At 60.3% G+C, this 26808-nt stretch carries 26 protein-coding genes and 1 pseudogene; 10 read left to right on the top strand and 17 right to left on the bottom strand.

Going from position 1 to position 26808, the window contains the following annotated elements:
- Positions 1-328: 328 nt before the first annotated feature.
- From HV823_RS05645 to HV823_RS05630, 4 genes are all read right to left on the bottom strand, one after another.
- On the bottom strand, positions 329-2302 hold the full coding sequence (locus HV823_RS05645; RefSeq protein ID WP_176948774.1) for a DotA/TraY family protein: 1974 nt from the start codon (positions 2300-2302) through the stop codon (positions 329-331).
- Positions 2299-2973: a hypothetical protein gene (locus HV823_RS05640; RefSeq protein WP_176948773.1), complete on the bottom strand. Its 675-nt coding sequence runs from the start codon at positions 2971-2973 to the stop codon at positions 2299-2301. The genes HV823_RS05645 and HV823_RS05640 overlap by 4 nt, the downstream gene beginning before the upstream one ends.
- Positions 2970-4127, bottom strand: a complete 1158-nt coding sequence (locus HV823_RS05635; protein ID WP_176948772.1) for a plasmid recombination protein — start codon at positions 4125-4127, stop codon at positions 2970-2972. The genes HV823_RS05640 and HV823_RS05635 overlap by 4 nt, the downstream gene beginning before the upstream one ends.
- A gap of 536 nt (positions 4128-4663) precedes the next feature.
- Positions 4664-4882, bottom strand: coding sequence for a hypothetical protein (locus tag HV823_RS05630; protein WP_142174794.1), 219 nt, complete (start codon positions 4880-4882; stop codon positions 4664-4666).
- A gap of 366 nt (positions 4883-5248) precedes the next feature.
- Between HV823_RS05630 and HV823_RS05625 the strand changes: the two genes are divergently transcribed.
- The 5 genes from HV823_RS05625 (at position 5249) to HV823_RS05605 (ending at position 9957) form a co-directional block, all read left to right on the top strand.
- On the top strand, positions 5249-5473 hold the full coding sequence (locus HV823_RS05625) for a hypothetical protein (protein ID WP_142174793.1): 225 nt from the start codon (positions 5249-5251) through the stop codon (positions 5471-5473).
- A gap of 74 nt (positions 5474-5547) precedes the next feature.
- Positions 5548-7317 (top strand): hypothetical protein, encoded by a 1770-nt coding sequence (locus HV823_RS05620; RefSeq protein ID WP_142174792.1) that lies wholly within the window; start codon positions 5548-5550, stop codon positions 7315-7317.
- A 79-nt stretch (positions 7318-7396) separates the two neighbouring features.
- Positions 7397-8062, top strand: coding sequence for a hypothetical protein (locus HV823_RS05615; RefSeq protein ID WP_176948771.1), 666 nt, complete (start codon positions 7397-7399; stop codon positions 8060-8062).
- Positions 8059-8784 (top strand): hypothetical protein, encoded by a 726-nt coding sequence (locus HV823_RS05610; RefSeq protein ID WP_142174790.1) that lies wholly within the window; start codon positions 8059-8061, stop codon positions 8782-8784. The genes HV823_RS05615 and HV823_RS05610 overlap by 4 nt, the downstream gene beginning before the upstream one ends.
- A 126-nt stretch (positions 8785-8910) precedes the next feature.
- Complete coding sequence (locus HV823_RS05605; protein WP_210247005.1) at positions 8911-9957, top strand: hypothetical protein; 1047 nt, start codon at positions 8911-8913, stop codon at positions 9955-9957.
- A 56-nt stretch (positions 9958-10013) separates the two neighbouring features.
- Here HV823_RS05605 and HV823_RS05600 read toward each other — a convergent pair whose 3' ends face one another.
- The 13 genes and pseudogenes from HV823_RS05600 to rsmI form a co-directional block, all read right to left on the bottom strand.
- Positions 10014-10382: a hypothetical protein gene (locus tag HV823_RS05600; RefSeq protein ID WP_142174788.1), complete on the bottom strand. Its 369-nt coding sequence runs from the start codon at positions 10380-10382 to the stop codon at positions 10014-10016.
- A 302-nt stretch (positions 10383-10684) separates the two neighbouring features.
- Complete coding sequence (locus HV823_RS05595) at positions 10685-13006, bottom strand: P-loop ATPase, Sll1717 family (RefSeq protein ID WP_142174787.1); 2322 nt, start codon at positions 13004-13006, stop codon at positions 10685-10687.
- Between the two features lie 253 nt (positions 13007-13259).
- Positions 13260-13901 (bottom strand): annotated as a pseudogene (locus HV823_RS05590) (magnesium chelatase domain-containing protein); the annotation flags it as partial.
- Between the two features lie 406 nt (positions 13902-14307).
- The gene (gene gshB, locus HV823_RS05585; protein ID WP_176948770.1) at positions 14308-15252 is read right to left on the bottom strand and encodes a glutathione synthase; all 945 of its coding nucleotides are present in this window, start codon (positions 15250-15252) and stop codon (positions 14308-14310) included.
- A 222-nt stretch (positions 15253-15474) separates the two neighbouring features.
- Complete coding sequence (locus HV823_RS05580) at positions 15475-15975, bottom strand: cupin domain-containing protein (protein ID WP_176948769.1); 501 nt, start codon at positions 15973-15975, stop codon at positions 15475-15477.
- A gap of 257 nt (positions 15976-16232) precedes the next feature.
- Complete coding sequence (locus HV823_RS27025) at positions 16233-16364, bottom strand: hypothetical protein (RefSeq protein WP_281374024.1); 132 nt, start codon at positions 16362-16364, stop codon at positions 16233-16235.
- Positions 16361-17227 carry an endonuclease/exonuclease/phosphatase family protein gene (locus tag HV823_RS05575; RefSeq protein ID WP_246300943.1) on the bottom strand — a complete coding sequence of 289 codons (867 nt, stop codon included), beginning with the start codon at positions 17225-17227 and terminating at the stop codon, positions 16361-16363. The genes HV823_RS27025 and HV823_RS05575 overlap by 4 nt, the downstream gene beginning before the upstream one ends.
- Entirely contained in the window at positions 17224-18351 is a 1128-nt protein-coding gene (locus HV823_RS05570; protein WP_176948768.1) for a sn-glycerol-3-phosphate import ATP-binding protein UgpC, read from the bottom strand. The genes HV823_RS05575 and HV823_RS05570 overlap by 4 nt, the downstream gene beginning before the upstream one ends.
- Positions 18352-18361: 10 nt before the next feature.
- Positions 18362-19204: a sn-glycerol-3-phosphate ABC transporter permease UgpE gene (ugpE, locus tag HV823_RS05565; protein WP_176948767.1), complete on the bottom strand. Its 843-nt coding sequence runs from the start codon at positions 19202-19204 to the stop codon at positions 18362-18364.
- 7 nt (positions 19205-19211) lie between these two features.
- On the bottom strand, positions 19212-20093 hold the full coding sequence (locus HV823_RS05560) for an ABC transporter permease subunit (RefSeq protein WP_176948766.1): 882 nt from the start codon (positions 20091-20093) through the stop codon (positions 19212-19214).
- 222 nt (positions 20094-20315) lie between these two features.
- Positions 20316-21614 carry an extracellular solute-binding protein gene (locus HV823_RS05555; RefSeq protein WP_176948765.1) on the bottom strand — a complete coding sequence of 433 codons (1299 nt, stop codon included), beginning with the start codon at positions 21612-21614 and terminating at the stop codon, positions 20316-20318.
- A gap of 127 nt (positions 21615-21741) precedes the next feature.
- Positions 21742-22110 carry a YraN family protein gene (locus tag HV823_RS05550; RefSeq protein WP_176948764.1) on the bottom strand — a complete coding sequence of 123 codons (369 nt, stop codon included), beginning with the start codon at positions 22108-22110 and terminating at the stop codon, positions 21742-21744.
- Positions 22100-23023, bottom strand: a complete 924-nt coding sequence (rsmI, locus tag HV823_RS05545) for a 16S rRNA (cytidine(1402)-2'-O)-methyltransferase (RefSeq protein WP_176948763.1) — start codon at positions 23021-23023, stop codon at positions 22100-22102. Before rsmI ends, HV823_RS05550 begins: the two co-directional genes overlap by 11 nt.
- 254 nt (positions 23024-23277) lie before the next feature.
- On the opposite strand from rsmI, the gene dnaN reads away from it, so the two are divergent.
- From dnaN to HV823_RS05520, 5 genes are all read left to right on the top strand, one after another.
- On the top strand, positions 23278-24396 hold the full coding sequence (dnaN, locus tag HV823_RS05540; RefSeq protein WP_176948762.1) for a DNA polymerase III subunit beta: 1119 nt from the start codon (positions 23278-23280) through the stop codon (positions 24394-24396).
- Positions 24397-24598: 202 nt separating this feature from the next.
- Positions 24599-25201, top strand: a complete 603-nt coding sequence (gene pmtA / locus HV823_RS05535) for a phospholipid N-methyltransferase PmtA (protein ID WP_176948761.1) — start codon at positions 24599-24601, stop codon at positions 25199-25201.
- Positions 25202-25210: 9 nt separating this feature from the next.
- On the top strand, positions 25211-25795 hold the full coding sequence (locus HV823_RS05530; protein WP_176948760.1) for a histidine phosphatase family protein: 585 nt from the start codon (positions 25211-25213) through the stop codon (positions 25793-25795).
- Position 25796: 1 nt separating this feature from the next.
- Positions 25797-26495: an orotidine-5'-phosphate decarboxylase gene (pyrF, locus tag HV823_RS05525; RefSeq protein WP_176948759.1), complete on the top strand. Its 699-nt coding sequence runs from the start codon at positions 25797-25799 to the stop codon at positions 26493-26495.
- A gap of 16 nt (positions 26496-26511) precedes the next feature.
- A complete protein-coding gene (locus HV823_RS05520; protein ID WP_176948758.1) occupies positions 26512-26799 on the top strand; it encodes a DUF1330 domain-containing protein in 288 nt (95 codons plus the stop codon).
- Positions 26800-26808: the final 9 nt, after the last annotated feature.

The raw sequence follows: 26808 nt of genomic DNA, 5'->3' as shown, positions 1-26808 counted from the left end.
CCAAGCCCACACGAAAGCCCACGCAGCCCATTCGATAATCCAGACGAAATCAGGCCCGTAGGCTTCGGCCAATAAGTCGACAAAGCTGAACTCGCCTCTCATGCTCCGCCCTCTCTCTTTCCCCCGAGTGTTTTGGAGCAAGGGAGCTGCACCCATACAGCGATGCGATCAGGCAGAGACCACACGACACCAAAGGACCAGACGGCGAGGACCTGCAAGGCGCAAAACACCGTTAGCGTGACCAGTGTGGCAGACAGGTGGGGCAACCCCACGAGACCGCAGACCGTCGCTATACTCAGCCCGCCGGCCGTCCAGAATGCCAGTTTCTTCATTTCGACTTCCCTCCCTTGCTGAGCATCGCCACACCAGTTTTCGGCAATAACCCGCGTCCGGCAAGACCGAGCATTCCGCCGATAGCGCCGGAGGCGATGCTTGATTCCCCCGCCGTTCCCGGAAGGCCGAGCCAGCCGAGAACCCGATCCGGAAGCGCCCACGATTGCCCGAACAACTTCAGGCTGACGTACCAGGTCAGATAAAGCTGGATGATGGACATCACGAGGAAACCGATGAGGCCGACGACCGCGCCGCCAGTCTGGGCGAGGAAGGCGGTCGCCCACATCGAATCCATCGTCCTGAGAACGACGTTGAAAACCGGGTAAGAGCCACAATAGGCCAGGATCGCAAGGGACGGACGCAGGAAGACGTTGACGGTCAGCATCAAGCCCATGCGAACGCCCTCGGCGGCGAAGTCATCGCCGCCCTCCATTTTCAGCCATTTCAGGCACCACAGCGGCAATGCGATCATCGCCTCAAGCAGAGCGGCGACAAGGGCGATCCCGGCGGCAAGAACGAACAGGAACGGAAGGATCGGGATCACGTAGGCGCGTAAGCCGCCGATGAACATGAGGGCCCCGATAACCCAATTGCCCCAGCCGAGCAGGAAGTCGGCTGCCCCGCCCGCACCGACCGCGGACGAAAACCAGTTCGAGGACGCGACCATCAACGTGGCTCCCGCGCCGATGGCCGTCCAGGCAATCGACAACATCGCATGACCCGAGGAAATCAGGTTCGACATCGCGTCACCCGATCTGGCAGATGATGACGCACCCCATTCGGCAAGACCCCGGGAAATTGGCGCAAGGAGCTTCACGAGGAAATTCGACCCCTCATCGCCCGCAGCCGCGAAGTCATTGGCCGTCAGGTTCGCCCTGTCGGTCTCTCCGGAGACCTGCAGGCGCAGGACGGCAAAGGCCCGATCCAACGGCAGCCCAAAATCTCCATCCGTCCGGGGCGCAACGTCTTCCAAGGTCTCGTTCGAAAGCGCCGTCGTCAGTTCACTGATCTGGCCCAGTGCCCGGAAGTAAGTCCCCGCACTCAAAAAGCCTTCGAGCTCCGCGTTCTTGACCAGCTTTGACCTCGACTCTTTTTCGACTGTCGCGGCTTCCGTCTTGGCCGCTTCGGAAATCTTCGCGTCGAAGGCAGCCCCGCGGGCGCGGATATCCTGCACGATCGCCAGGGATAGACCCTTGCTGCCGAGCGCCTTCGTCATTGCGTCGGCGGACGAGAGGCCCGAAGTCTCGGCGGCCAACTGGGCATACCGCTGCGCCTCTGTCCTGTAGGCGGACACGATTTCCTTGACCGCCTCACGCCGTGCGTTCGAGAAATCCTCCCGGTTGTCGGGGACCGTATACGAGAAATGCCCACAGGTCGGCCCGTAACTCCATACGACCTTCTTGCCATAACCAGGAATACCGAGGCCCGCGATATCGCCGGCCGGTTCGGGCAACGGTGCTTGCCAGCCCCAAAGGGAACCCGCTTGATTGTAGACGGCAGCGCATATTTCGTGTTGCAGGATCGCCATGGCGACTGTCGATCCCGAGGACGACACCGGAAGGATTGTCGTCTCCCCCGATGCCACCACCTTCACGAACACCCCCCAAGAGTCATCCGCCAGATTTATACCGCCACGGGCAACGACGTCACGCAGCAGGTAGTGTACCGGAGAAAACCCCGTCGACGGCGTCGGGATAAGAAGTCCCAAACCAACGATGACCCGCAGCGGCGTCCAAATCTGATGCCAGCGATCCCCAAGCGTTTTCCCCGTATAGGCCGACTGCACTATTCCGGAAATGACACCATAGCCGAGAATCACGGTGCAGAACCCGAAGAGCGCCGACGTGAATACCTGCAACGTCTGGCCCCATGCCGACGTCGCGTCAGACGGTAGGACCGCCTTGACCAACTGCCACGCCAGATTAGAGTCGGGAGGTTCCTGAAACAAACTTGCTATGTAGTCGATCATTTCGGGCTTCCTGGTTTGGGACCCGTTGACCCGTCTGGGCCGTCAGGCGTGGCATCGTTCTTCGCGTTGGCATCGCTGGCGTCGTCGTCGGGAGCCAACGCCTTCATCTCGGCCTGGGTCAGCACCACAGGGACGACAGGTAATGCCAGCGGCGATGAGGGTTTCGGCTTCGCCGCCGTCCCCGCCGATCCGGCCTTGCCCGCGCTGCCCTCGTCGCCGCCGCCGTCGCCGGCCTTCGTGTCGGTATCGGTCGGCGCTGGCGCGACTTCGAAATCCGCCGCGCTCTTGGGTTCGTCCGCGCCGTCAAGGATCGTCTGGCCGATCCCCGCAAGCTCGGGCAGGCAATGCCAAATCGCGGCCAGCCAGGGACGGGCGCAAGGATGCATGTCCGTCTCGTGGAGAAGTTCCGCATGATGCCGGATACGTTGCTCCAGCGTCCGCCAGCCTGCCGCGTCCCCTGACCTCGCCAGCGTTTCGAGGTAGGCGAGAAGCGGTGGAGACTCCGCCTCTAAAAAGGTCTGCCGGTGATGTGTCGGACGGCCTCGGTGTCGTAAGCACCACCGAACGACGTCCACCGCCGCCCCGTGTGCGGGATCAAGGTGGAACATTCCGATATCGCGTGTGACCGCACGGGCGTTCTGCCAAAAAATCTCTTCGCCGACGTCCATCATGGCGTCACCCCTCCCGGTGCTGGTGTCGGTGCCGGCTCATCCAGCGCGGCGGCGAGTGCCTTGGATAAAGTCCGGATTTCCTGCTGCGCAGCGAGGAGACGTTGACGCTGTTGGCGGAATGCGTAACTTGCATCGGAAGCCTTTCGCTCAAACTCACGACGTGAGTTTCGCTCTCTACCGGCGGCGGCTCTGGCCTTTTCCACGGCAGCCTTCGCGGCGGCGAGATCGCAGGCGAACTCTTTTCGAATCTGGTCGCGGATGCGGGATTCCTGAATTCCGTCGATAGCCGCCCGGAATGCTCCCCCGATGCCTCTCAGGCGATCGGCAGCCGCCCTTACCTTCGCGGCGTCTACCCTGACTGCCTGGGCCTCGGCTTTGGTGCGATCGATATACTCGCGCCCCTTGGCGTCCACCGCCGCCGCGCGCTCCACGGCCTGCTTGAGTGCCTGCGCCTGCGTCCGTTCCGCCATCCATTCCTCACGCGTCAGGCGTCGGCGCGCAGGACCGAGACGCGTCAATCCGCATGGCGCGGCCACTGCCTCGTGATACGAGTCCTGCCATTCGCGCATCGCGCCCTTGTAGGCTGCGTTGGACCGCTTGTTCAGGGCCTTTCCATCTTCACCCGGCCGTCGCCCTTCGGCCATCACCGCTCGTTTCGCAACGATACCGGGATGAAAGACCGCAGCCTTCAGTTCCCGGTCCTCACTCGGCAGCACGTAGGCGTGGATGTGCCATTGTTGCTCGTCCGTGTGCCGAATGACGGACTTCAGCGCCGGCCCGTATTGGCGCTTGAGCCAATCGATCGTCAAACGCTCCCATTGCCGGACCTCTGCCAACTTGGCCTTGTCGGCGCGGACTTCCTCGACAGTGTAAGGGTGCGAGGCGACAACGGTATGCAGAGTCTTTTGACTCACCGCGATCTTCCGGAGCTTGCCCCGCGCACCGGGCGTCATCGCCACTTCCGCGGCGGCGTCATGCATCGCCCGGACTTCCTCGACGCCGACGCCCCAGATCGTGGTCGGCGGTTTGGGATCGCGAACGTGGACCGACGCTACCGGCTTTCGGGAGGCTTCATCGAAAACGAAGGCGGTGCTACGCCCTTTAGAGTCGGGCCGCCGGCTGTATGGCTCCAGGTGAACGAATTGGAAAGCCATACGTCATATCCCGACCTCGGTTTCACGCTCGAAGTAGACGCCATAGCGGCATTCAGCGATGATCCTTACCCTCTCTACGAGGCCGTCTCCATCGAGGGCGGCTACTCCGCGACTGCGAGGGGTCGAAGTATGGTCGAAATCGGCGAGAAGACATGGTCCCTGCCATATCTCCGCCTGCCAAGTATCCGTTGTGCGGCCTATTACTAGCCGGCCTTGTTCAGTGACGTCGCGATAGACGATTGAAATTGGAAGGTCATATTTTTGCATGCTAGGCACTCAGGGGAATAACCCAAGCTTGCCTGCCGGCGGCAAAGAAAGACAGCAAAAAGTACCATGATAGTGACCGACTACCATCAATTCCCTTCGGTCATGATGCGGCTCTGCGAGGGATACTTGCGCCCCAGGGCGGTTTCGGCTCGAGGGTGTCATGTTCACGGCCACTAGGTCTATGATTTTTCCGCAAACCCTCAAGCAAGCGTACCGGATGCAGGAGGCATCGGTAGGGAGCAAGTCGTCATGATTGCTCCCCTGACCGGTTATGATTTGGCTTGCCACGCCGCAAAACCGATCAGCGTAAAGCCGACGGCATGCATGCAGACCAAATAAAAGAACAGGTTTGCGACCACTTTCATCCACGTCTTTGGAAGGCGAAGCTGCCGCATGCCGAACGCTACTGCTACCAACGCAGCAACGATCACCGCTACGAGTTCTGTATCGTTGAAATTGACGTATTGATACATGTCTAGGTCGATCATCTTGGCCACCTCTTTTCGCCGATACGCGTGCCATCTCGATGTCTCTGGCTTACGCGCCCAATCACTTGTTTCTGGTGTAACTATTGAGCGCATTGCAATTGCCGAACGTCAACGATTTTTTTGCATCTATTTATTTTTCGATGCGAATCAAAAGAGCAATTCAAAAACAAGATGTTGGGTGCTAATCGGAGTTCATTTAAAGCGATCAAAATGAAAATATGTGGGAAATGTAGCGAACTTAGCGATGCATACAGTGATTCACTATTGCCGAGAAAATCCGGAATATTCTTAGGATATCTTGGAAATGTTGACGGCTTAAAATTTCTGTGTATATTCGTCGTATATTTTCGAAAAGGTGCAGGAAATATGCGCGACAAAAGAAGCAAATTTGTAGAGCTCGCAGAGGCTCGGGTGAATAGGGCAATCAAGGACATCCGTCTGATCGGCAACCTCGCGAACCGAGGGGCCTATGCCTATGAAGACGATGACATGAAGAAGATTTTCAGAGCTCTTCAAAAGGAGCTTGATGCTGCCAAAGCACGTTTCAGCGGCGACTCTGGCGGCAAAGACAATGAATTCACTCTTGGTTAGAGGTGAGGCGTATGTGGAAGTGGATATGGCCTCGCGTTGGGCCCACGCCGAGTTCGCAGAATACTGATAGCGAAATGTTCGATCGGGCGGACTATCCGTATACGGAAACATTTGTCCGTGAAGCGATCCAGAATACGCTTGATGCCCGTCTGGATGCCGGTCGCCCGGCGATCATCAGATTCGGCTTTCACCAGGCGGCTTTATCCTCAAGGCGTGCCTTTTTGGAAGGAGCGGTCAAGTTCCGGGAAATCGCTGACTTCCCTCCAGTCGAAGACTGGCAGAACGGGCAGATCAACTGGGTGACGATTGAAGACTTCAACACTCGCGGCCTGGACGGCAGCCTGGATGACCGCCTTGGCAATTTCTGGAATTACTGGCTGAATTTCGGCGTCTCGAACAAGGATGGAGCTAAGCGTGGCGGGCGAGGCATCGGACGCGTCACATTTCTTATCGCGTCCCGAATGCAAACTGTCCTTGCTCTCACCAGGCGCGTCGACGATGGCGTCACCGCCGCATGCGGCATGACCTTGCTACGCACGATGCGCACCGAAGGTGTCGTGCGAACAACCCATGCCTATCTGGCGGACAATGAAAAAGACGATGTTTTCGGGCTCCATGTTGCCGGTGATTTCAACAACGGGCTCGCCGCCGCCTTCTCTCTAAACGGGTACAATTCGGCCCCCACAAATAGCGGTCTTGCACTCATTATTCCCTATCCTCATGCCGACCTGACGCCAGAGGGTATCTTGGCCTCGGCTGTCGAGCACTTCGCGCCGGCTATCCTAAACGGCTCGCTGGTGGTCCAGGTGGACGATGTGACGCTCGACAAAGGCTCGATCGAAGAAGTGGGTGTCTCGGTCGCGGAGAAATTTCATACGCGTTCGATCCGCGACGACGTCAGGCGATATCTTGATCTTATTGCGATCGGCATGTCGGCCACCAGCGAGCTGAAGGTTGATTCCAAATCAGGTCTGGCAGCTCTTCGTGACACCGACCAGATCAAGGCCATGCAGGAGGCTTGCGCTGCTGGTAAGAAGATCGCGCTGAAACTGTCCTTCAGCCTTAAAAAGAATGATGTCACACTTCCTGTCTCGCTTCGAGCGGTGCTGGCGAAGACCCCCGATGACCAGCTCCCGATCGACAGGTTTTTCCGGGAGGGCATGAGCTTGCCCGAGGTCAAATCTTCTATGCCGGGCGAACTCGATCTGGTCCTGCTTGTCGACGACGAAAATCTCGCCACCTTCCTCAACCTCTGCGAAGGAAAGGCCCACCTCGACCTGCTGGAATCGAAAGAAGTCAGGGCAAAACTTGAGAAGAATGGCTACCATCTGCCGATCCTCCTGAAGCGGTTCATCAAAGGACTTCCAACCGAACTTCGTGCGCTCCTGACGCCAGATATTACGCAGCCCGAAATCGATGTCTTCGATGCGTTTTTTGCGTTGCCAGACGACAGTTCCGAAAAGAAGAAGTCTAAGGGTGCCAAGGCCGATGTCAGCCCCGCACCACCTGTGCCTCCTCCACTTCCCAAAATATCGCCTATTGTGATGGAGACGTTACCAGACGGCTTTCGAGTGGCTGCAAATCCTTCTTACGGAGACTGGCCGGTCAATGTATCCGTGACGATGGCTTATGCCGACGGGACAAGAAAACCAGCTTGGAGCATCTACGATTTTGCGCTGGAGAACCTTAGTCCTCAAATCGCGGATTGTGATGCGAACTTTTCGAACAACAAGCTGACGGCACGCAACTGCGGGCCGGCCTTTGCGGTCGAGGTCACAGGCTTCGACGTATTACGTGAACTCGATACGCACATAAAGGTCTGGAAGAATGCGCAGAACGATTAGGCTGACAGGTCGGCGGCAGCTCCCGCGAAGTTGTGTAAACGTTGCGATGCGCGAGGTCGGCGGAAAAAAAGTCCTGACCATGACGATCGTCGATCCGAAAGCAGTAAAAGGCTTCCCGGCAAACGCACGGCTTACGATCAAACTGATCGAAACCAAGCAGATGGAACTGGTAGACTTCGGTACCCTTGGCAATCCGAAAACTGCCGTCGAAGTTGCGAACCAGGAATACATCGATCCGAGTTGCCAGCTCCGGATAGCGAACGCAGATGCAGATCGCCTTGGCATCTTGCTAGGTAGCTCCCCGTCATGGCGACTGAACTCGGACAACCCAGAGCAGACTGGAGGTGTAAGGGGGCTTCTGAATTTCCTTCCCGCGAAGATTGCACCACGGACTTGGAAGCTGATCATCAAGGAAGATTCGCACCCTGTTATCTATGTCGACAATCGTATCCCTGACCCGAGGTCCTGGGCAAAGAGTGACCCCACTTTCGTCGGCACGATCATGCCTGCGATCATTTATCAGGTCTTCGACGACATCCTTTCGCACCCAAATCCGGAGGAAACGGACTGGATGAATGACTGGATACGCTGGGCAGACGGTTTGATGCCAGGAAATAGCAGACCCCAGCAGTCAGAAAGCCGTGACCGGAGAGAGTGGATCGATGGCCTGATCGATACGTTCTGCCAGCGGCATAAGCTCTCGGATCGCATCGTCGATCAATTCGGCCAAGGAGACGTTGCATGAAGTTCACTGGGCTCTACGAATTTACCGAAGCTGGACTCGAGGCTTTCAGACAGGCGTTTGACGGCGAGCTGGAAGAGGAAGCAATCGACCTGACCAATGATGCTATTGCCCGGAAGATCACGGGAACCACGGCGTTCACTGTCTCCGACTGGGCTTCAGCCGACGAGATGGCTACTGCCATACTGGGTTCGATAGGCAGCGTAAATATCAAGGCCCTGCTTGGCCGCAAGGGGGTCTGGGGATGGCTCTCTTTTGTATGCCGCGACGTAGTGTACCCGGAGCAGAAAAACGGACACCGGAAATTGGGCGAGGTGTGGAGGTGGTTTCCGAGCGAACCTGAAGACTACCAGAAAGGTCAGCGACATCTGATCCGTATGCCTGTACTCCTGAAGTCATCTTTCGGAGATGCTGCCGAGCACCTGCTTATAGGTAGTCCTTCAGTGCCAGGCGAGTTGCGTGAGCAGCTTACAAGCCAGCAGGATATGTTCCATGAATCGTTCCAGCGAGTTGCCCGCTTGCTTTATCTTGAACCTGGCAAAATGAAGTTGCGCCGGGGGGCTGGCGGCAAGGGAGCAGGCTCATCGCGACGCCTTGCACAGGTGCGCAAGCAGCTCGACGTGACATGGGACCTGTTCGCGCTGTCACCTGATCAGCTTCTCGAAAAGCTTCCGAAAGAGTTCGATCGCTTCCGTTTGAAAGCTTCCGAAAGCGCGCCGCTCTGACGGTAGAACATCATGTACAAGTACATGATGGAAATCGGGCTATCTCTACAACTTGTCGGCCAAACACGCGTTGACGTAGCATGCTCAAACTAAAAGTTGCACGGATAAGGTTGGTTAGGAGCTATCTTGAAGCTGGTTCGTGATGCTCGAACGTTGAAGGCGAAGTCCATTAGCTCGCTGAAAACAGCAATGAACGCCTTTAACAGCTACGACGACGACGGTCGTATCACGATGGTGCTGATGAACCTTCAGCATGCTTGCGAAATGTTGCTCAAGGCGGTGCTTTCACAGCGAAAAGTGAAGGTCTTTGACAAAGGGACGGGCAAGTCGATCGGCTTTGAACGATGTCTTGGCCTTTGTGTTGCCCATCATCAACTTTCCGCAGACGAGGCGGGGATCATGCGTGCGATTGACGCGCTCCGGGATGCCGCACAGCATTGGTATGTCTTCGTTTCCGAGGATTTGCTCTACCTCCAAACGCGGGCACTGATCACCGCTTACGATGCCTATCTGCAACGTATGCTGGAAAGCGATCTCCGATCACATATCCCGCCCCGTGTTCTACCAATCTCCACTCTTCCGCCTGGCGATTTTGAATTCCTCGTCGACCGCGAATTTAATTATGTGAACGAGTTGCTCAAGCCAGGGAGACGGGCGCGCGACGAAGCCCGCGCCCGCATCCGAACCATGCTGGCTATGGAGGCAATCGTCACCGACGAAGTCGAGATATCGGAAAGGGACATCGATCGGATCGAGAAGGCTATGCGGGGAGATGCAGATTTCTCTGCGGTTTTTCCTCGCCTAGCGACCGTGGGCACTAATTTGCAGGGGGAAGGACTCAATCTGACCGTCCACTTCACGAAAAAACAGGGTGCGCCGGTCCAATACATTGGCGGGGACGACCCGGCCGCGGCAGCCGCGGTGCGTGAAGTTGATCTAAGAAGGAAGTTTCATCTGCAGGCTCACCCGTTGGCTGTGAAAGTGGGGTTAAGCCCCCCTCGCTCCAAAGTCCTCCGTCAGCACTTGGGGATCGATAACGATGCCAGTTGCAGTCACCTGTTCGAGTTCGGTGCCCAGAAAATCCGATGCTTCAGCGACAATGCGGTCACCAGAATGAAGGAAGCGCTTCATCAGATAGACATGGATCAACTGTGGGCGGATCGTCCGCGCTGATATGGATTAGAGCCCCCAAGGTCTCCCGGAGGCTCTGCTACGATGCTGGGAATAGCCTAATCGTCGATATCAAGGCGCTCGCGCTTGCGGTTTAAACCACCCTGCTTTTCCCACAGACCCTTTCTGTTGCGAGCAGCAGTCTGAGTGATACCAAGAGCCTTGGAAGCACGGTTATATCCAGCTCCGTCGTCGAACAGACGGTAAAGGATTTCTGTGCCGCGGGCGGTAAGGTTTGCCCCTTCTTTGTTGCGCGCGTCCCGGGCCTGTTCAAGCGTCGGGATTCTAACGCCAATGACAGGCCCCGCATCTGCTCCGACAATCTTGCCAATTAGGGCATCGGTTGTGCGATTGATGTAGTCGATAAGGTCTGTGCGTTGGCTTTCAAGCGCTGCTACGGCATCTGAAACATTAAATGCAGTGGTCATAAGAGAAGCTCCTTCTCTGAAATTCACCGTCAACGAAGTTAACGATGGAGCTACGGTTTCCGTAGTACATGCACTACCTACACCAATGCACTAGCGTACGTCAATGCCGATGGGGTCGCCAGGGTGTCCGCCCACATGTCGTTGACTTTTCGCGCATCTGCATGCAAAACATGCGCACACAAGATTGGCACACACGACACCAAATTTGCGGTTGAAAATCCCTTGTTTTCTGGGCTTTTTGATGAGGCAGGTGGGAGTCACCACTTCTCAACCAAGAGCTGGTTCTCAGCGCAGATCAACACCTAAGTGGCAAGCGCCACATGTAGGGCTTCGTTGGTGACATACCGAGCAGTCTCCCCGAGAACCTTGGCCTCCGCGGTCAGTCGCTTCATGCTGTATTCGAAATCGTAGATAAAGCGATCCTTGCCGTCCTTGTTTCGGATGCCAAGAACCCCGTACCACAACATGAGTGAAAATGCTTTGTCGGCCTCTTCCGCCGAAAGGCCGAACTCAATGAACTTGGCGAGAAAGTCCGATCTCGCCATCACTTTTTCAGCCCCCACGAGCGAATAAAGCAATTCGGCGGACAACCCCGAAACATCCCGTATCTCGTAACCGAAGTCGTCGACCAAATAGAGCGAATGCTGCCTGACTGCGTCGATGCAGTCTTCAACCGCCACCTTGGAATGCCCTCGGTTCACGGCGTTCGAGATCGCGTTTTCAATGATGTTGATGAGGAACCGCGGCCGCATCAGGCAATGGTCAACGAAGAACTCGAACGAGTCCTGATTGGCAACGGATTCCGGAAAAAATCTTTGCCAGAGTTCGTTAAAGTTGGTCGCCGTCGCTCCCGCCGAAGCCTGGAGTCGCTTGAATATCACTTGTTTGAGCTTTGCGCGGTCGGTCCAGTCGATCCGCACTTGGCCCGCCTTTCCTCGGTCAGGCGTGCCTTCCACGAGCATCTCGTAAATGTCGTTTCGGAGGAAAACGACTGAGAGGAACTCGCGCTTTGCAGCGAGGAAATCGCGCTTGATCTTGTCGAGCGCCTCAACAAGCAGGCGCACCAGACGCACGTCGAACTCGTCGACACCGTTGGCGGGCCAGCCCTTGTCGATGTTGTCAAAAAGCAACGTCACCCTGTCGTGGTGACCGACATACTGGAAAACCATCTTCTTGAGGTCGTTAATCCCACCCCGAAAGATGATATTCGTGAGGAATTCGGGCGATATAGACTGCCGCCTCTTCTTGGCGGCATCTATTTCCTGGACTACGAAACGGCTGAGACGGTTGATACGGGTAGTGAAATCTCCGCTCTCGTTGATCTGATATGAATCGAGGACCCGGTCGATCTCCCGGAGAGTCTCCAGTGCTCGGCTGTCGACGCGGGATCGATATTCGAGGTTCCGCTTCATCGTCAGAAGTACTTCCGACAAGAGGAGGAAATACCAGAATGCCGCGAGCGAGTGATCGAACGCCCCTACATCGACAATCTTGAGCAGTTCCTCTCTGAAGAGGCTTAATTGATGAGACTCGGGCTTCAGGTCGGTAACGATCGCCCCTTTCTCAGCTCGGAACACGTCACGCGACTGGAAGAAGATCGCGGTCTTGCCGGACCCCTTCCTTCCCGCTACCACGTTCACTTCCCCCCGCAACGTCCGCAGAAATTCTGACGTTTCTACGAAATAGCTCGACAGAGTCCTGAATTCGTTTTCTGCGGCTGAGGACCCTAAGGTGAGCGATTGGAGGACAGTTTTGGTACCCTTCCCGGGTCTGCTCTTTATCGACTGGCCTGCGAGAAGAGCCTGTTGCGAGAACGTCCCTACGACCTGCATGATAGACTTCTCGTCGACAACGGGCGTGATGAGGTCCCGATAATCCGCAGGTGCTGCGTCGAACCTCTTCAATGCGACCAGCAAGGTCTGTCGGCCCAATCCGTGACTGATGCCAGCTACGAAGGCGGCTCTCAGATTATGTCTTTTGGCGTCGTCTATGTGGTCGCCAAGTATCGGTAGGATAATACCGGACGAGGCAGAGACCTGTGATAGCACCGTGACCGCAGAAAGCCTCGGGACCTCGACGGGATCGAAACTGCGGTAGTGGACCTTCGAACTTTTGATCGCCGAAACGACCCAGTTGCGGAAGTCTGTCTTCCTCAAGGTGTCGAGCACAAACAGAGGCTGCTGGTTATCGAGTTCCCTGCTGTAAAGATCGAGTAGCTTTGTCTCTGGCAATCCAGAAAGGATATCGGCGAGTTCTTCGCTGTTTTCGTAGGACCTGTATCCAATGTTGTCGAACATGCCGTCGCGCTGGATATCGGCAAGCGCGTTGTCGAAAGACCTATTCACTACGGGAGCAATCGCCTTTCCAAGGCCGATGGCGTATCCGGCCTCGTAGTAGACGTTAAGGTTCGGTCGCGTGACGTCGAACACGAGGGCTTGGGCATCGGCAATATTGTTCCTGACATCGTCAGGAATCACCGTTCCGAAAACACCCATCTCCGGCCAGGTTAGTACCGACGACTTCCCGGTCGCATTTATGCGTTTGGCCGCGGCGTTGATTGTCGACACCAATTCGTCTGGTTGGCCTGGGTAGGCAAAAAAAGCCTTGAAAGGTCTGTCGCTCATTATCCCCCCAGCCCATGTTTTCTTAGTCCGGAATCACCGTTGCAACCTACGATGAATATCTCAACGACCGCAAATACAAACAAGACTGTTGACAGCTTCGTGCGCAACTTGAGGAAAGCTTCTTTTGAATAAATCCATCGAAGCTACGGAACTTGTGATGCCTATAGGCATGGGAAATAACGAGCGGGTGTTGAGTAAGCCAATTTCGGCCCGTTAGCCAACCGAAGACCCGCTAATTAATGTAGCACAATGTCAGCAGATTATGCCCGCCAGCGGCGGCGACCTCCAGCGCGCGCTTGGCGCTTTCCTGGCCCTTGATATCGGCGAGGTCAGGCAGGTTCGCGGGCGCTGCGCGAATTGCGGGTTCGGGACGCGACAGCACCTGGGTGCCGCGAAAATGGTTCGCCAGCGCGATCAGGCTTCGCGGCGCGAGGATGTCGAGCTGGCTTCCCGCCCACGCCGCTTCCGCGCCGCTGTCGGCGGGGCATATCAATCCCTTGCCGAGGGCGTTGGCGCCGATCGCGGCGGGCAGCGCTCCGGCAATGGCGGCAATCGTGCCGTCGAGATTGAGCTCGCCGATCACGACATAACCCTCCAGGGCATCTGCAGGAATCGCGCCGAGCGCAGCCATCAGGCCCAAGGCGATAGGAAGATCGAAGTGGCTCCCCTCCTTCGGCAGATCGGCGGGTGCGAGATTGACCGTCACGCGCTTGGCCGGCAGCGACAGCCCGGAGGCATGAAGGGCAGCCTGAACGCGTTCGCGGCTTTCCGCCACCGCCTTGTCCGGAAGCCCGACGATCTGCATGCCGACCTTGCCGGGCGCCACCATCACCTGGACATCGACGGGAACGCCATCGATGCCCTGAAATGCCACCGTACTGACCCGTGCCACCATGAACGCCCCCTGCGGCAGCCTCATGCTGCCGAACTTGATGGCGAAAGGAGCGCGCATGACCGGGAGCGATGCTGCCGCTCCTGCCAATAGCATCCGATCACCACAACCAATCCTCAAGTTGCAGGTGACACGATTGCACGGAATACGGAATATAACAAGAACAATTATCGAACAAACGCGCGTATTTTTCCCGCTCAGGCTGCATCGGGTTGCAACGGGAGAACAGACGGGATGATGCCCTTTGCGTGACGGGGCGCCCTGCCCGCCGACGGCTCTGGAGGGCGCCAAGGCATGAAGCGAAATGCAGGATGCTGTAGTCGCGCCTCAGGCGTGCTTGCGCACGCCTTCGCGTGCGCCGGCTGAACGCCCGGGCACGAGCGCCGGCCGGGACTACCGGCGCGACTGCCTAACGCTTGGCTTCGATTGCGTTCCACAGCAGGCTTGCAATATCGGCGCCGCCGAATTTCTTCACCTCGCGGATGCCGGTTGGCGAGGTGACGTTGATCTCGGTCATGTAGTCGCCGATTACATCGATGCCGACGAGCAGGAAGCCGCGGGCCTTCAGCGCCGGGCCGATACGGGCGCAGATCTCCTCCTCGCGCTTCGTCAGCGCGGTGGCCTCGGCGCGGCCGCCGACATGCATGTTGGAGCGGCTGTCGTGCTCGGCGGGAACGCGGTTGATTGCGCCGACCGGCTCGCCATCGACGAGGATGATGCGCTTGTCGCCCTTGCGCACGTCCGGCAGGTACTGCTGCGCAATGAAGGGCTCGCGGAACATCTGACCGAACATTTCCAAGAGCGAGGAGAGGTTGCGGTCGTCGCGGGTCGAGTGGAAAACGCCGGCGCCGCCGTTGCCGTAAAGCGGTTTCAAGATGATGTCGCCCATTTCCTCGCGGAAACGGCGGATCTCGGCCGGATCGCGGGTGATCAGTGTTGCCGGCATCAGGTCGGCAAATTCGGTGACGAAGATCTTCTCCGGCGAGTTGCGCACCCAGGCGGGATCGTTGACCACCAGCGTCTTCGGATGAATGCGTTCCAGAAGGTGGGTGGAGGTGATGTAGGCCATGTCGAAAGGCGGGTCCTGGCGGAGCAGCACCACATCCATGGTAGAGAGGTCGATACGCTCAGGCTCGCCGAGCTCGTAGTGATCGCCCTTGACGTCGCGAAGCCGCATCGGCTCGACGGTGGCAAAGACCTTGCCGTCGCGCAGGCTGAGCTTTTCCGGCGTATAGTGGAAGAGATTGTAGCCGCGCGCCTGGGCCTCCAGGCTCATGGCGAAGGTGGAATCGCCCGCGATATTGACGGTGGACACATGGTCCATCTGGACCGCGACGTTCTTGATCTTCGCCATGTAATTGCCCTCAGGAATCTGCCCGTCACATTTAGGGCTCCGGCCCCACAAACGCAACGGCCCGGGCTCGGCATCCAAACCGATCAGGCAGGACTTTGCCGCCGCTTCCGCAAATGACGCCACGGCGTCTGCGAAAACAGCGGTCAATCAGGGCGGGAAGGCGTCATCCGCGTCGATCCGGCACCGGCGGATATACCTTCTCCACCCGCCGTCGACGACCGCTCAGGCGGCGAGACCACCGCGTGCGGCACCGGGGCGCATCATGTCGCGCAGGCGCAGCGCCATTGCGACGGGTGCGGGAAACTGCTTGCGGCAGAAGGCGATCTTGCGGACGTAGTCGTCGACGCGCCAGGTTGCCCAGGTCTTGCCGGCGAAATAGGCGATATCGCCGGAGCGCAGCGTCCGTTCCACTCCGTCCTCGGTGGTGACGTGCACCTCGCCCTCCAGGATCATCACCGTCTCGTCCCAGCCGAAATACCAGCGGAAGGCGCCGGCGGTGCAATCCCATATCGCGGTCGTCGACTGGTCGTCGTGGCCGCGCGAATGCAGGGCAAGGCGCGCGCGAGGCGCGCCTTCGAGGATCCAGGAAGGCTCGATCGGCGCGTCCGCCATCTCCATCTCATCCATGGAGGCTGCGATCAGCGGCCTTGGAGGCAGCGCCTTTGCCGGAATCGTACGCACCGCCATGCCGATCGCACTTGCGAGCATCAGTTTCAGAACCATCGAAGTCCCCTCTTCGCCATCGGCGCGAATTTAAGAGCAGAAGGTTCGAAGCGGGTTCATGCGCTTGCTACAATTTTAGCGATCATGCGGATTTGGCGTGGCGGGACGGACGATGTTCTCGAAACGGGCTTCCGCCCCGCCCCTGCAACGGCACCGCACCGATCGCGCCACCGCCGACAGGCCGACGCCCGATGGCGTCCCGCATGGCAGCGGCCAGATAAGGATCACCAGTGGTGGCCGCGACGACGCAGCAATACCTATTCGAAACCCTCGATGCGGCAGACGATCAGGTCGTGACCGGAGAGCGGCCGGCCGGTTTCGTCGAGCGAAGAGACGATGCGGGTCTCACCGACGAGGAGGCCACGGGCCAGGAACCAGTCGAGCTTCATCGTCCGGTCGGCCAGCGGGTAATCAGGCTCGGACGGGTCGTCATCTGCTCCAGCGGGCCGCCGTGGCGAGAGAAGCCGCGTTCGTAAGCGCGTGCAAACAGGCCTTCGGCCTCGAAGTCGCCGCCTGTATGGTTGCCGGTGTTCAGGTCGCCGCCGATCAGGACCGGCAGGCCCGGAAAGGTTGCGTCGAGCACATCGATGAGGCCCACCACCTGGCGTTCGCGATAGGCCGCATTGGTCGCGCTTTCGAGATGGGTGGAGACGGCGACGAAGGGTCCCGCTTCCGTCTCGATGACCGCGCCGATCGCCATGCGCTCGCCGAGACGAGGCTGGTCGCCGCCGTCGATGAACCACAGCCGCTCGCCTTCGAGGCGGAGCATGAAGGGCCGCGCCAGCGGAACGCCCGCCATCAGGCCGTTGCCGTGGAAGCCGTGCAGGTTGAAGTCGTCCCTGCAGAATTCGCGCTCGGTCGCAGAGCCGAGACCGAGCTCGAGGAACTCGACCCCATAGGCATAGGCCATGTTGAGGTGGCCGGCGAGTTCGGTCGTCGTATTGCGCTGGCCGGTGCGGGCCATGCCGCTGTCCATTTCCGAGACGAGCACGACGGGTGCCGGCGTTGCCCGCCGCAGCAGGCCTGCGGTCGCTTCGGGAAACAGGCAGCGTTCCAGATTCCAGGCGGCGACATCAAACGGGAAGGCGAGCGAGCCGGCCGATGCGGCGCTGCCGCCGACCTCGATCACATTCATGAAGGGCAGCGACGCCATCCTGTCGTCATGGGCCTCGATAGTGCGCGGCAGGGTGGCGACGTCGGCGCGAACGCTCTCGCTCGCAGCCTCCAATGCAGGGACGGTGGTGCGGATCATCGTGCCGTCTCCAGCAGGTCGGGGGCCGTGGCCGTGCGGTGCGGCTCGGCGCTGGACCAGGGCAGCCGGCGGCCACTCTCCGCGTCAAAGAAATGCAGGCGGCCGATCGGGATCGTGACCGGCATCTCGCCTCTCAGCGTCGCATCGGAGGAGAGTGCAACGGTGACGGCCTGGTCGCCGACCATGCCGTGCACGAGGCGCTGGGAACCCAGTTCCTCCACATAATCGACGCGAAGCGGCATGCTGCCGCCCTCAGCAGCGGTGCCGCCGGGGGCGGCCGCCTGCAGGTCCTCGGCGCGGAAGCCGACGGTGACGGCGCCTTGCGTCGGCACAGCCTTGCCGAGGTCGATCAGCGCCGGGCCGATCGCAAGCTTGCTGCCGTGCAGTTCACCCTGCACCAGGTTCATTGCCGGCGAGCCGATGAAACTTGCGACGAAGGTGGAGGCGGGTGCGTGGTAGACATCGAGCGGCCGGCCGATCTGCTCGATGCGACCGCCGTTGAGGACCACGAGGCGGTCGGCGAGCGTCATTGCTTCCAACTGATCATGGGTGACGTAGAGCGAGGTCGTGCCGACCCGGCGCTGCAGGCGCTTGATCTCGCCGCGCATGGAGACGCGCAGCTTGGCGTCGAGGTTGGAGAGCGGCTCGTCGAACAGGAAGGCGGAGGGCTGGCGAACGATGGCGCGGCCCATTGCGACGCGCTGGCGCTGGCCGCCCGAGAGCGCGCGCGGCTTGCGGTCGAGATAGGGGCCGAGTTCCAGCATGCGGGCGGCTTCTGCCACGCGCGCCTCGATCTCCGGCTTGGGCGTGCGGCGGTTCTTCAGCCCGTAGGCGAGGTTCTCGCGCACGGTCATATGCGGATAGAGCGCATAGTTCTGGAAGACCATGGCGATGTCGCGGTCGGCCGGCTCGACATCGTTGACGATACGATCGCCGATCCGCACCGTACCACTTGAGATCGTCTCCAGCCCGGCGACCATGCGCAGGAGCGTCGACTTCCCGCAGCCGGAGGGGCCGACGAGGACGATGAACTCGCCATCGGCGATCCTTATGTCGACCTCGCTCACCGCCGGCACGTTGCCGTGATAGATTTTCGATACCTTGTCGATCTCGATCGTTGCCATCGACTTATCCTTACTTGTCGCTTTCGGTGAGGCCCTTGATGAACCAGCTCTGGAAGATCACCACGATGAGAACCGGTGGAAGCATGGCGAGGACAGCCAGTGCGAAGGCCTCGTTGTAGTCGGGGATCTGCGAGCCGATCCAGACCTGGAGGATCTGCTTGATGCCGCGCATCAGGGTGAAGAAGCGCTCGTCGGTGGTCATCAGCATCGGCCAGAGATACTGGTTCCAGCCATAGACGAACATGATGATGAAAATCGCCGCAATCATCGTCTTCGAGAGCGGCACCAGCACGTCTATGAAGAACTTGAACGGCCCGGCGCCGTCGATGCGGGCGGCCTCGAGAAGCTCCTCAGGCACCGACTTGAAGAACTGGCGGAAATAGAAGGTGCCGGTGGCCGACGCCAAGAGCGGCACGATCAGGCCGGTATAGGAGTTGATGAGACCGAGCCCGCTCATCACCTCGTAGGAGGGCATGATGCGCACTTCGAGCGGCAAAAGCAGCGTGGTGAAGATCACCCAGAAGGCGAGCGTGGCGAACCGGAAGCGGAAATAGACGATCGCATAGGCAGCCAGCATCGAGAGCACGATCTTGCCGACGGCGAAGCCGATGCCGAGGATGAAGGAATTCATCATCATCCGCGCGCCGGTGACCTGGCCGGTGAAGCCGCCCTGACGCGTCAGCACGGTCTCGTAGGTCTCGACGAAATGGCCGCCGGGCGAGAGCATCAGCCCCTTCGAATGGATCTCGGCCGCCTCGTGCGTCGAGGTCATGAAGGCGACGACCACCGGCAGCGTCAGGAACAGGGCGCCGAGGATCAGGACGGCATGGTCGAGGATGCGGGTTCTGTGCATGGGCGCCTCAGGTGTAGTGGATGCGCCGCTCGATGAAGCGGAACTGCAGCACGGTGAGCACGAAGACGACGATCATCAGGATCACCGACTGGGCCGAGGAGCCGCCGATGTCGTTGCCGCGGAAGCCGTCCATGTAGACCTTGTAGACCAGCGTGATCGGGTTGTTGGCCGCCTTGTCCTTCACCATCACGTCGATGACGCCGAAGGTGTCGAACAGAGCGTAGGTGACGTTGATGATCAGAAGGAAGAAGGCGGTGGGCGCGAGAAGCGGGAAGATGACCGTCCAGAAGCGCTTGATGCCGGAGCGGCAGTCGATGGCGGCGGCCTCGCGCACGGAAGCCGGCAGAGCCTGGAGACCGGAGAGAAAGAAGATGAAATTGTAGGGGATCTGCTTCCAGACGGCGACGAAGATCATGGCAAACGCGGTGTCGAAATAGCTGAGGCCTACCTTCATATCCCAGCCGAGGAAGGCGGCAATCTTGACGAAGGGGCCGATGTGCTGGTCGAAGAACATCATGCCGATCAGGCCCGCGACCGGCGGGGCGATGGCATAGACGGAAATCAGCAGCGTCTTGTAGGCGGCGTTGCCGCGGATCACCGCGTCTGCCTTGACGGCGAGCAGCAGGCCGAGCGCGAGCGAGAAGAAGGTGACGGTTGCGGTGAAGATCGCCGTGAAGCGGGCGATGGACAGATATTCGGGACTGAGAAGCACGCCGAGATAGTTGTCGAAGCCGACGAAGGTCGAGCCGAAGCCGAACGGATCCTCCAGATAGAAGGAGGACTGGATCGCCCGCACCGACGGCCAGTAGAAGAAGATGACGATCACGGCCAACTGCGGCGCCAGGAACAGATAGGGCAGCAGCGGCGAGGAGAACTGGACGCGCTTCATTGGCAGACCTTCAGACAGGTAGGGGCAATGTTCGTTCGAGCCTGATGTGAAGGCTGCCTCTCACCCCTCATTGGCGAATGCCCCTCACCCCAGCCCCCCCGCAAGCGGGGAGAGGGGGAGGAATACGTTGCGGCGAGGATCCTTCTCCCCGCTTGCGGGGAGAAGGTGGCCGGCAGGCCGGATGAGGGGCCACCGGATAGTCGAGCGGCCGACAGTTACCGATCAACCCGCCGTCTTGGCGAAGCGGGCGAGCAATTCGTTACCCTCGCGCTCAATTGTATCGAACGCGTCCTTGACGGTGGTCTCGCCGGAAAAGATGCGGCCGTATTCGCGCTCCATGATCTCGCGGATCTGCGGATAGAAGCCGAGACGGTAGCCCTTCGACCATTCGCCGGCCGGCAGCATCAGCTGCTGGATGCCGACTTCGGCGACCGGGGTCTTTTCATAGTAGCCCTCGGACTTCGCCAGTTCGTATGCTTCCTTGGTGATGGCGACGTAGCCGGTGGCCTGGTGGTAGAACTTCTGGATCTCCGGCGAGGTCAGGAACTGGAAGAAGTCGGCCACGCACTTGTTTTCCTCGGCCGGCTTGCCAGCCATGGCGAAGAGAGCGGCACCGCCGATGAAGGAATTGGTGCCGGCGCCCGCAATCGAGCCCCAGTAAGGCAGGAAAGTGGCCGAGAACGGCATCTGGGCGGTCTTCTGCAGGCCGCCGAAGGAGCCCGAAGAGCCGACCCACAGCGCAACCTTGTTTTCTTCGAACGGCTTCTGGTTGTCGTTCCAGCCGGCGCCGTAATAGGCGAAGTAACCCTGGTCCGCCCAGGACTTCAGCTTCTCGAACATCATGACGAGGTTCGGGTCGGTGGCCTTGATCTTGGTGTCTACGACGCTGTCGTAGCCGTTGTTGTTGGTCGCGAACTGGATGTTGTTGCGCGAGAAGAAGTTTTCCGTGAACTGCCAGGTCAGCTGCGCCTGGACCAGCGGGATGTAGCCGGCTTCCTTCAGCTTCGGCGCTGCCGCCTCGAACTCTTCCCACGTCTTCGGCGCCTCGACGCCGGCCTTCTTCAGGGCCTCGTCGTTGATGTACATGATCGGCGCGGACGAGTTGAACGGCATGCCGACGAACTTGCCGTCGCTGTCGGCGTAGAAGTAGCGCACGCCTTCGATGAAGGCGTTGCGGTCGAAGTCGTAGCCGGCTTCCTTGATCAGGTCCTCGGCCGGGACGACAGCGCCCTTGGCGTTGATGATGGTGGCCGCACCTGCGTCGAAGACCTGCAGGATGTTCGGCTGTTCGCCGGAGCGGAAGGCTGCGATGCCGGAAGCGAGCGCCTCTTCATAGGTGCCCTTGGAGACCGGGGTCAGCGCGCAGGCGGTCTGCGCGGCGTTGAACTTCTGGGCCACCTCGTTGATGACCTCGCCATTGCGGCCGGCCATGCCGTGCCACCAGCTGATATTGGTGGCGGCGAGCGACGAGGTCGCGGTCAGGGCGATCGAGATTGCTGCGAGGGAAAACTGTTTGATCATGGAAGGATCCTCTCCACCGGTTGCATCGGTGTGCGAGTGCCTATTGCCCTTCCGTGAAGATCGCTTAACAGGAATGTGTCAGTTCGATTACATTTCACATCACTTTCGAACCGATTTCGTTTTTACTTCAAAACGCGCCCGGCAGATGTCGGGGCAAACGCCACGGCATGACGGCGACGATATCGTAGCGGATCGACAGCAGATGTGCATCGGACTGGCGCGACAGCCAGACATCGCTTGCGGCGCGAATGCGATGTTGGGCGGCTCCCGTGACCGCAAAGACCGCACCTTCCTCACTCGCTCTCGCCTTGACCTCGACGCAAGCGACCAAGTCGCCCTTGCGTGCGATGATGTCGATCTCGCCGAGCCTGGTGCGGTGGCGGATCGCAATGATGCGATAGCCTTTGGCGATCAGATAGAGGGCAGCAATGTATTCCGCGAAATGGCCGCGGCGAAAGGCCTTGCGGCGGAGCTTTCTGCCCGCCTCATCGCCCATGTTCGGCCTTCAGTTCGAGCAGGCGCTGGTAGAGGTCGCGCCGGGGCAGTCCCGTCTGGCGCGCGGCCTCGGTCGCCGCCTTCCCGGCCGGCATGTCGGCCACGAGCCCGGCAAGCAGTGCATCGACGTCGGCTGCTTCCGGCGGCGGCTCTTCCGCCGGCGGCGCGACAACGAGCACGATCTCGCCCTTCACCTGGGGGTTTCCCGCATAGTGGGCGGCAAGCTCTTCAAGCGAGCCGCGGCGGAATTCCTCGAAAGTCTTGGTCAGTTCGCGGCACACGCAGGCCTGTCTCGCGCCGCCCAGAACATCTGCCGCAGCGGCAAGCGTCGCCCCGATCCGGTGGGGCGATTCAAAAAAGATCAACGTCGACGGCACGCGGCCGAGTTCGCCCAGGCGATCGCGGCGCGCCTTGTCCTTCACCGGCAGGAAGCCCGCGAATAGGAAGGCATCGTTCGGCAGGCCCGAGCCGACGAGCGCTGCGAGCGGCGCCGACGGTCCGGGGATCGGCACGACCTTGTGGCCAGCGGCAAGCGCGAGTTGGCCGAGGCGATAGCCGGGATCGGAGACGAGCGGCGTGCCGGCATCGGAGACCAATGCCACCGAGCGCCCCTCGTCCAGTGCGGCGACGAGCTTCGGACCGACCTCGTCGGCATTGTGCTCGTGGTAGGCGTAAGGGCGCGTCACGATGCCGTAGCGGTCGAGCAGAACGCGGGTGACGCGGGTGTCCTCGCAGGCCAGCACGTCGGCGCCGGCAAGGGTCTCCAGCGCCCGCAGAGTGATGTCGCCGAGATTGCCGATCGGGGTTGCGACCAGATAGAGCGCAGGCTCGAGCGGCCGCGCGGGCACGAGCGCGCCGTGGACGCGATAGTGACGGGCAGCCGGCGCTGCCTCCCTTTGCGGCTGTTCATGCATGCGAGACGTCATATTCCTGCTTTTCGTCCCGGTCGAGGCGGGCTAGCTTCCTTATGGGCGAGACCGGGACGGGCCGCAAGGGCGCGGGAACGGCGGGGGACGGTTCTATCCCCTATGGCAATCGCCATGCCTCTTGCAATTGGACGGATAAATCTGCCAATTTGCCCGTCCACATCCTTCCGGCGCCAGCCGGCAAACAAGAAGACGCCGCGTCGGCACGGCCGGCGGGCAGAGCGGTCGAAAGCGGTACTCCAATGCGCATCACAATCGAACGGTCCAATCTCCTGAAGTCGCTCAACCATGTCCATCGCGTGGTCGAACGCCGCAACACGATACCGATCCTGTCGAACGTGCTGCTGCGCTCGGAAGGCGCCGGGCTTGAGATGAAGGCGACCGACCTCGACCTGGAAATCACCGAGGCGACGCCCGCACAGATCGAACAGGCGGGCGCTACGACCGTTCCGGCGCATCTGCTTTACGACATCGTGCGCAAGTTGCCGGACGGCTCCGAAGTGCTGCTGGCCAACACGCCGGACGGCGGGTCTATGACGGTCGCGTCCGGCCGCTCGAAGTTCTCGCTGCAGTGCCTGCCGCAGTCCGACTTCCCCGACCTGACGGCCGGCAGCTTCAGCCACACGTTCCGCCTGAAGGCGACAGACCTGAAGATGCTGATCGACAGGACGCAGTTCGCGATCTCGACGGAAGAGACGCGCTACTACCTCAACGGTATCTTCATGCATACCATCGAGAGCGCGGGCAAGCTGAAGCTGCGCGCCGTCGCAACCGATGGTCACCGGCTGGCGCGCGCCGACGTAGAGGCGCCTTCGGGTTCGGAAGGCATGCCGGGCATCATCATCCCGCGCAAGACCGTCGGCGAACTGCAGAAGCTGGTGGACAATCCGGAACTCATCGTCACCATCGAGGTTTCCGACGCGAAGATCCGCTTCACGCTCGGCTCCGTCGTGCTGACGTCCAAGCTGATCGACGGCACGTTCCCCGACTACCAGCGCGTCATTCCCACCAACAACGACAAGGAACTGAAGATCGACTGCCAGTCCTTCGCACAGGCGGTCGACCGCGTGTCCACCATCTCCTCCGAACGCGGGCGGGCGGTGAAGCTCGCGATCGGCGACGGCCAGATGACGCTGACGGTCAACAACCCCGATTCCGGCAGCGCCACCGAAGAGCTGCCGGTGGGCTACGACAGTGACCCGCTCGAAATCGGCTTCAACGCCAAATACCTGCTCGACATCACATCGCAGCTTTCCGGCGAGGAGGCGGTGTTCATGCTGGCCGATCCGGGTTCGCCGACGCTGGTGCGCGACCTTGCGGGCGACGATGCGCTGTATGTGCTGATGCCGATGCGCGTTTGATGTGCATCAAGGCTGAATGCTGGAAGGCGGGTCGAAAGGCTCGCCTTTTTCTTTACAAGTCAAACTGTTGATCCGGCGCGATCAGACTTGTTTTTGACGCAAATAGCCACACATAGTGGCGCAGAGAATCGACGCGGTTCGAGGCATCTGCGCTGCAGGGGTGGCGGAGCAGTTCCTTGACGGCCACAACCGGGGAATCAAGATGAGTTTGCGGGTGAAGGTGAAGGAACGGCTCGGCAAGAAATTTGACGAGGAGATCCGCTTCTTCAAGGGTTGGATCAGCAACACGCGCGCCGTCGGGTCCATCATCCCGACGTCTTCGATCACTGCGCGGCGCATGGCCGGCGTCATCAACCCGCATTCCGGCCTGCCGGTGCTGGAGCTCGGCCCCGGAACCGGAGCGATTACCAAGGCGATCCTGGAAAGAGGCGTGGCGCCCGACAAGATCGTCTCGATCGAATACTCGACCGACTTCTACAATCACCTGGTGGAGCGCTTCGACGGCGTGCACTTCATCAACGGCGACGCCTTCGATCTCGACCGGACGCTTGGCGTGTTCAAGGACCAGCAGTTCGACAGCGTGATCTCGGCCGTGCCGCTGCTGAACTTCCCCATGCACCGGCGTGTTTCGCTCATCGAGGACCTGCTGCGACGCATCCCGGCGGGAAGACCCGTCGTGCAGATCTCCTATGGACCGGTGTCACCCGTCACCGCCATGCCGGACCGCTACCAAATCAGCCATCTCGATTTCGTCGTGCGCAACATTCCGCCGGCGCAGCTGTGGACCTATCGCAAGTCGCACTGAGCAAGGCCGATGCTGGCGCTCTACATCACCCATCCTCAGGTGCGGATCGATCCGGACGTGCCGGTTCCGAAATGGAGCCTGTCTGCGAAAGGGCGCGAGCGCGCGACCCGGGCGGCGCAGGCGGATTGGGCACGCACGCTGAAACGTATCATCTCCAGTGACGAGACGAAGGCAGTCGAGACGGCAGAAATCCTTGCGCAGGCGGCGGGCCTCACGGTCGAGGTGGTGAAGGGAATAGGCGAGAACGACCGCTCCGCCACCGGCTTTCTGCCGCCCGAACGCTTCCAGGAGGCTGCCGACTGGTTCTTCGCCCATCCGACGGAGAGCTTTCGCGGCTGGGAGCGGGCCGCCGACGCGCAGGCGCGGATCGTCGCCCGGGTGGACGCCATCCTGAAAGACCACGGCACCGCGGGGCCGATCGCCTTTGTCGGGCATGGCGGCGTGGGGACGCTGCTCAAGTGCCATCTCTTCGGCCTGCCGATCGCCCGGCGCCACGACCAGCCCGGCGACGGCGGCAATCTTTTCGCCTTCCGGCTTGAAGATCGCTCTGGCGCATGCGACTGGACGGCGATGGAAACATGGAAGGGGTGCTAGGATGGAGGCGCGCGAACGACTGATCGTCGGACTAGATGTTCCGACCGTGGCGGAGGCCGAGGAGAAGGTCCGCGCGCTCGGCGACAGCGTGCTCTTCTACAAGATCGGCTACCAGCTGGTCTTCGCAGGCGGGCTCGAGTTCGCCCGCGACCTTGCCCAGGACGGCAAGAAGGTCTTCCTCGACATGAAACTGCTGGACATCGACAACACGGTAGCCAAGGGCGTGGAGAACATCGCGAAGATGGGCATGTCGATGCTGACGCTGCACGCCTATCCGAAGGCGATGCGCGCGGCGGTGGAGGCGGCGGCCGGCTCCGGCCTGTGCCTGCTCGGCGTCACCGTGCTGACCTCCATGGATGCAGAAGACCTGATCGAGGCGGGATATCACGACACGCCGCAGGCGCTGGTGCAGCGCCGGGCCGAACAGGCGCGCGCCGCCGGCATGGGCGGCATCGTCTGCTCGGCCGAGGAGGCTGCTGCCGTGCGCGGCATTGTCGGCCCTGACATGGCGATCGTCACGCCCGGCATCCGCCCGACCGGTGCGGAGAAGGGGGACCAGAAGCGGGTGATGACGCCTGCGGAAGCCTTGAAGGCCGGATCGAGCCATCTCGTCGTGGCGCGACCGATCGTAAAGGCCGCAGACCCGCGCGCGGCGGCAGAGGCCATTCTGGCCGAAATGACGGACGCGCTCAAAGCGTAATCAAGGGAGAGACGAAATGGCCAAGGGATACTGGATCGCACGCGTGGATGTCCGCGACGCCGAGCGCTACAAGGACTATGTCGCGGCCGCCAAGCCGGCATTCGAGAAGTACGGGGCGAACTTCCTCGCCCGCGGCGGCGCCTTCGAGAAGCTTGAAGGACAGGTTCGCGCCCGCAACGTCGTGATCGAGTTTCCCTCGCTGCAGGCGGCGATCGACTGCTACAACTCCCCCGAATATCAGATCGCGGCCGCCATCCGCCAGGAAGTCGCGGACGCGGAGATGGTGGTCGTCGAAGGGGTCTGACTCACCGAC

The sequence above is a fragment of the Mycoplana rhizolycopersici genome, assembly GCF_013378445.1.
In the GTDB taxonomy this organism is placed as follows: domain Bacteria; phylum Pseudomonadota; class Alphaproteobacteria; order Rhizobiales; family Rhizobiaceae; genus Mycoplana; species Mycoplana rhizolycopersici.
Note: the sequence above shows the minus strand (reverse complement) of the source record. Positions and strands in the feature narration are given on the sequence as shown.

Bases quoted from the DNA above. Each gene is read 5' to 3' on its own strand.
- HV823_RS05645 (WP_176948774.1), bottom strand. From the start codon at position 2,302: ATGATCGACTACATAGCAAGTTTGTTTCAGGAACCTCCCGACTCTAAT.
- HV823_RS05640 (WP_176948773.1), bottom strand. From the start codon at position 2,973: ATGATGGACGTCGGCGAAGAGATTTTTTGGCAGAACGCCCGTGCGGTC.
- HV823_RS05635 (WP_176948772.1), bottom strand. From the start codon at position 4,127: ATGGCTTTCCAATTCGTTCACCTGGAGCCATACAGCCGGCGGCCCGAC.
- HV823_RS05630 (WP_142174794.1), bottom strand. From the start codon at position 4,882: ATGATCGACCTAGACATGTATCAATACGTCAATTTCAACGATACAGAA.
- HV823_RS05625 (WP_142174793.1), top strand. From the start codon at position 5,249: ATGCGCGACAAAAGAAGCAAATTTGTAGAGCTCGCAGAGGCTCGGGTG.
- HV823_RS05620 (WP_142174792.1), top strand. From the start codon at position 5,548: ATGTTCGATCGGGCGGACTATCCGTATACGGAAACATTTGTCCGTGAA.
- HV823_RS05615 (WP_176948771.1), top strand. From the start codon at position 7,397: ATGACGATCGTCGATCCGAAAGCAGTAAAAGGCTTCCCGGCAAACGCA.
- HV823_RS05610 (WP_142174790.1), top strand. From the start codon at position 8,059: ATGAAGTTCACTGGGCTCTACGAATTTACCGAAGCTGGACTCGAGGCT.
- HV823_RS05600 (WP_142174788.1), bottom strand. From the start codon at position 10,382: ATGACCACTGCATTTAATGTTTCAGATGCCGTAGCAGCGCTTGAAAGC.
- HV823_RS05595 (WP_142174787.1), bottom strand. From the start codon at position 13,006: ATGAGCGACAGACCTTTCAAGGCTTTTTTTGCCTACCCAGGCCAACCA.
- gshB (WP_176948770.1), bottom strand. From the start codon at position 15,252: ATGGCGAAGATCAAGAACGTCGCGGTCCAGATGGACCATGTGTCCACC.
- HV823_RS05580 (WP_176948769.1), bottom strand. From the start codon at position 15,975: ATGGTTCTGAAACTGATGCTCGCAAGTGCGATCGGCATGGCGGTGCGT.
- HV823_RS27025 (WP_281374024.1), bottom strand. From the start codon at position 16,364: ATGAAGCTCGACTGGTTCCTGGCCCGTGGCCTCCTCGTCGGTGAGACC.
- HV823_RS05575 (WP_246300943.1), bottom strand. From the start codon at position 17,227: ATGATCCGCACCACCGTCCCTGCATTGGAGGCTGCGAGCGAGAGCGTT.
- HV823_RS05570 (WP_176948768.1), bottom strand. From the start codon at position 18,351: ATGGCAACGATCGAGATCGACAAGGTATCGAAAATCTATCACGGCAAC.
- ugpE (WP_176948767.1), bottom strand. From the start codon at position 19,204: ATGCACAGAACCCGCATCCTCGACCATGCCGTCCTGATCCTCGGCGCC.
- HV823_RS05560 (WP_176948766.1), bottom strand. From the start codon at position 20,093: ATGAAGCGCGTCCAGTTCTCCTCGCCGCTGCTGCCCTATCTGTTCCTG.
- HV823_RS05555 (WP_176948765.1), bottom strand. From the start codon at position 21,614: ATGATCAAACAGTTTTCCCTCGCAGCAATCTCGATCGCCCTGACCGCG.
- HV823_RS05550 (WP_176948764.1), bottom strand. From the start codon at position 22,110: ATGGGCGATGAGGCGGGCAGAAAGCTCCGCCGCAAGGCCTTTCGCCGC.
- rsmI (WP_176948763.1), bottom strand. From the start codon at position 23,023: ATGCATGAACAGCCGCAAAGGGAGGCAGCGCCGGCTGCCCGTCACTAT.
- dnaN (WP_176948762.1), top strand. From the start codon at position 23,278: ATGCGCATCACAATCGAACGGTCCAATCTCCTGAAGTCGCTCAACCAT.
- pmtA (WP_176948761.1), top strand. From the start codon at position 24,599: ATGAGTTTGCGGGTGAAGGTGAAGGAACGGCTCGGCAAGAAATTTGAC.
- HV823_RS05530 (WP_176948760.1), top strand. From the start codon at position 25,211: ATGCTGGCGCTCTACATCACCCATCCTCAGGTGCGGATCGATCCGGAC.
- pyrF (WP_176948759.1), top strand. From the start codon at position 25,797: ATGGAGGCGCGCGAACGACTGATCGTCGGACTAGATGTTCCGACCGTG.
- HV823_RS05520 (WP_176948758.1), top strand. From the start codon at position 26,512: ATGGCCAAGGGATACTGGATCGCACGCGTGGATGTCCGCGACGCCGAG.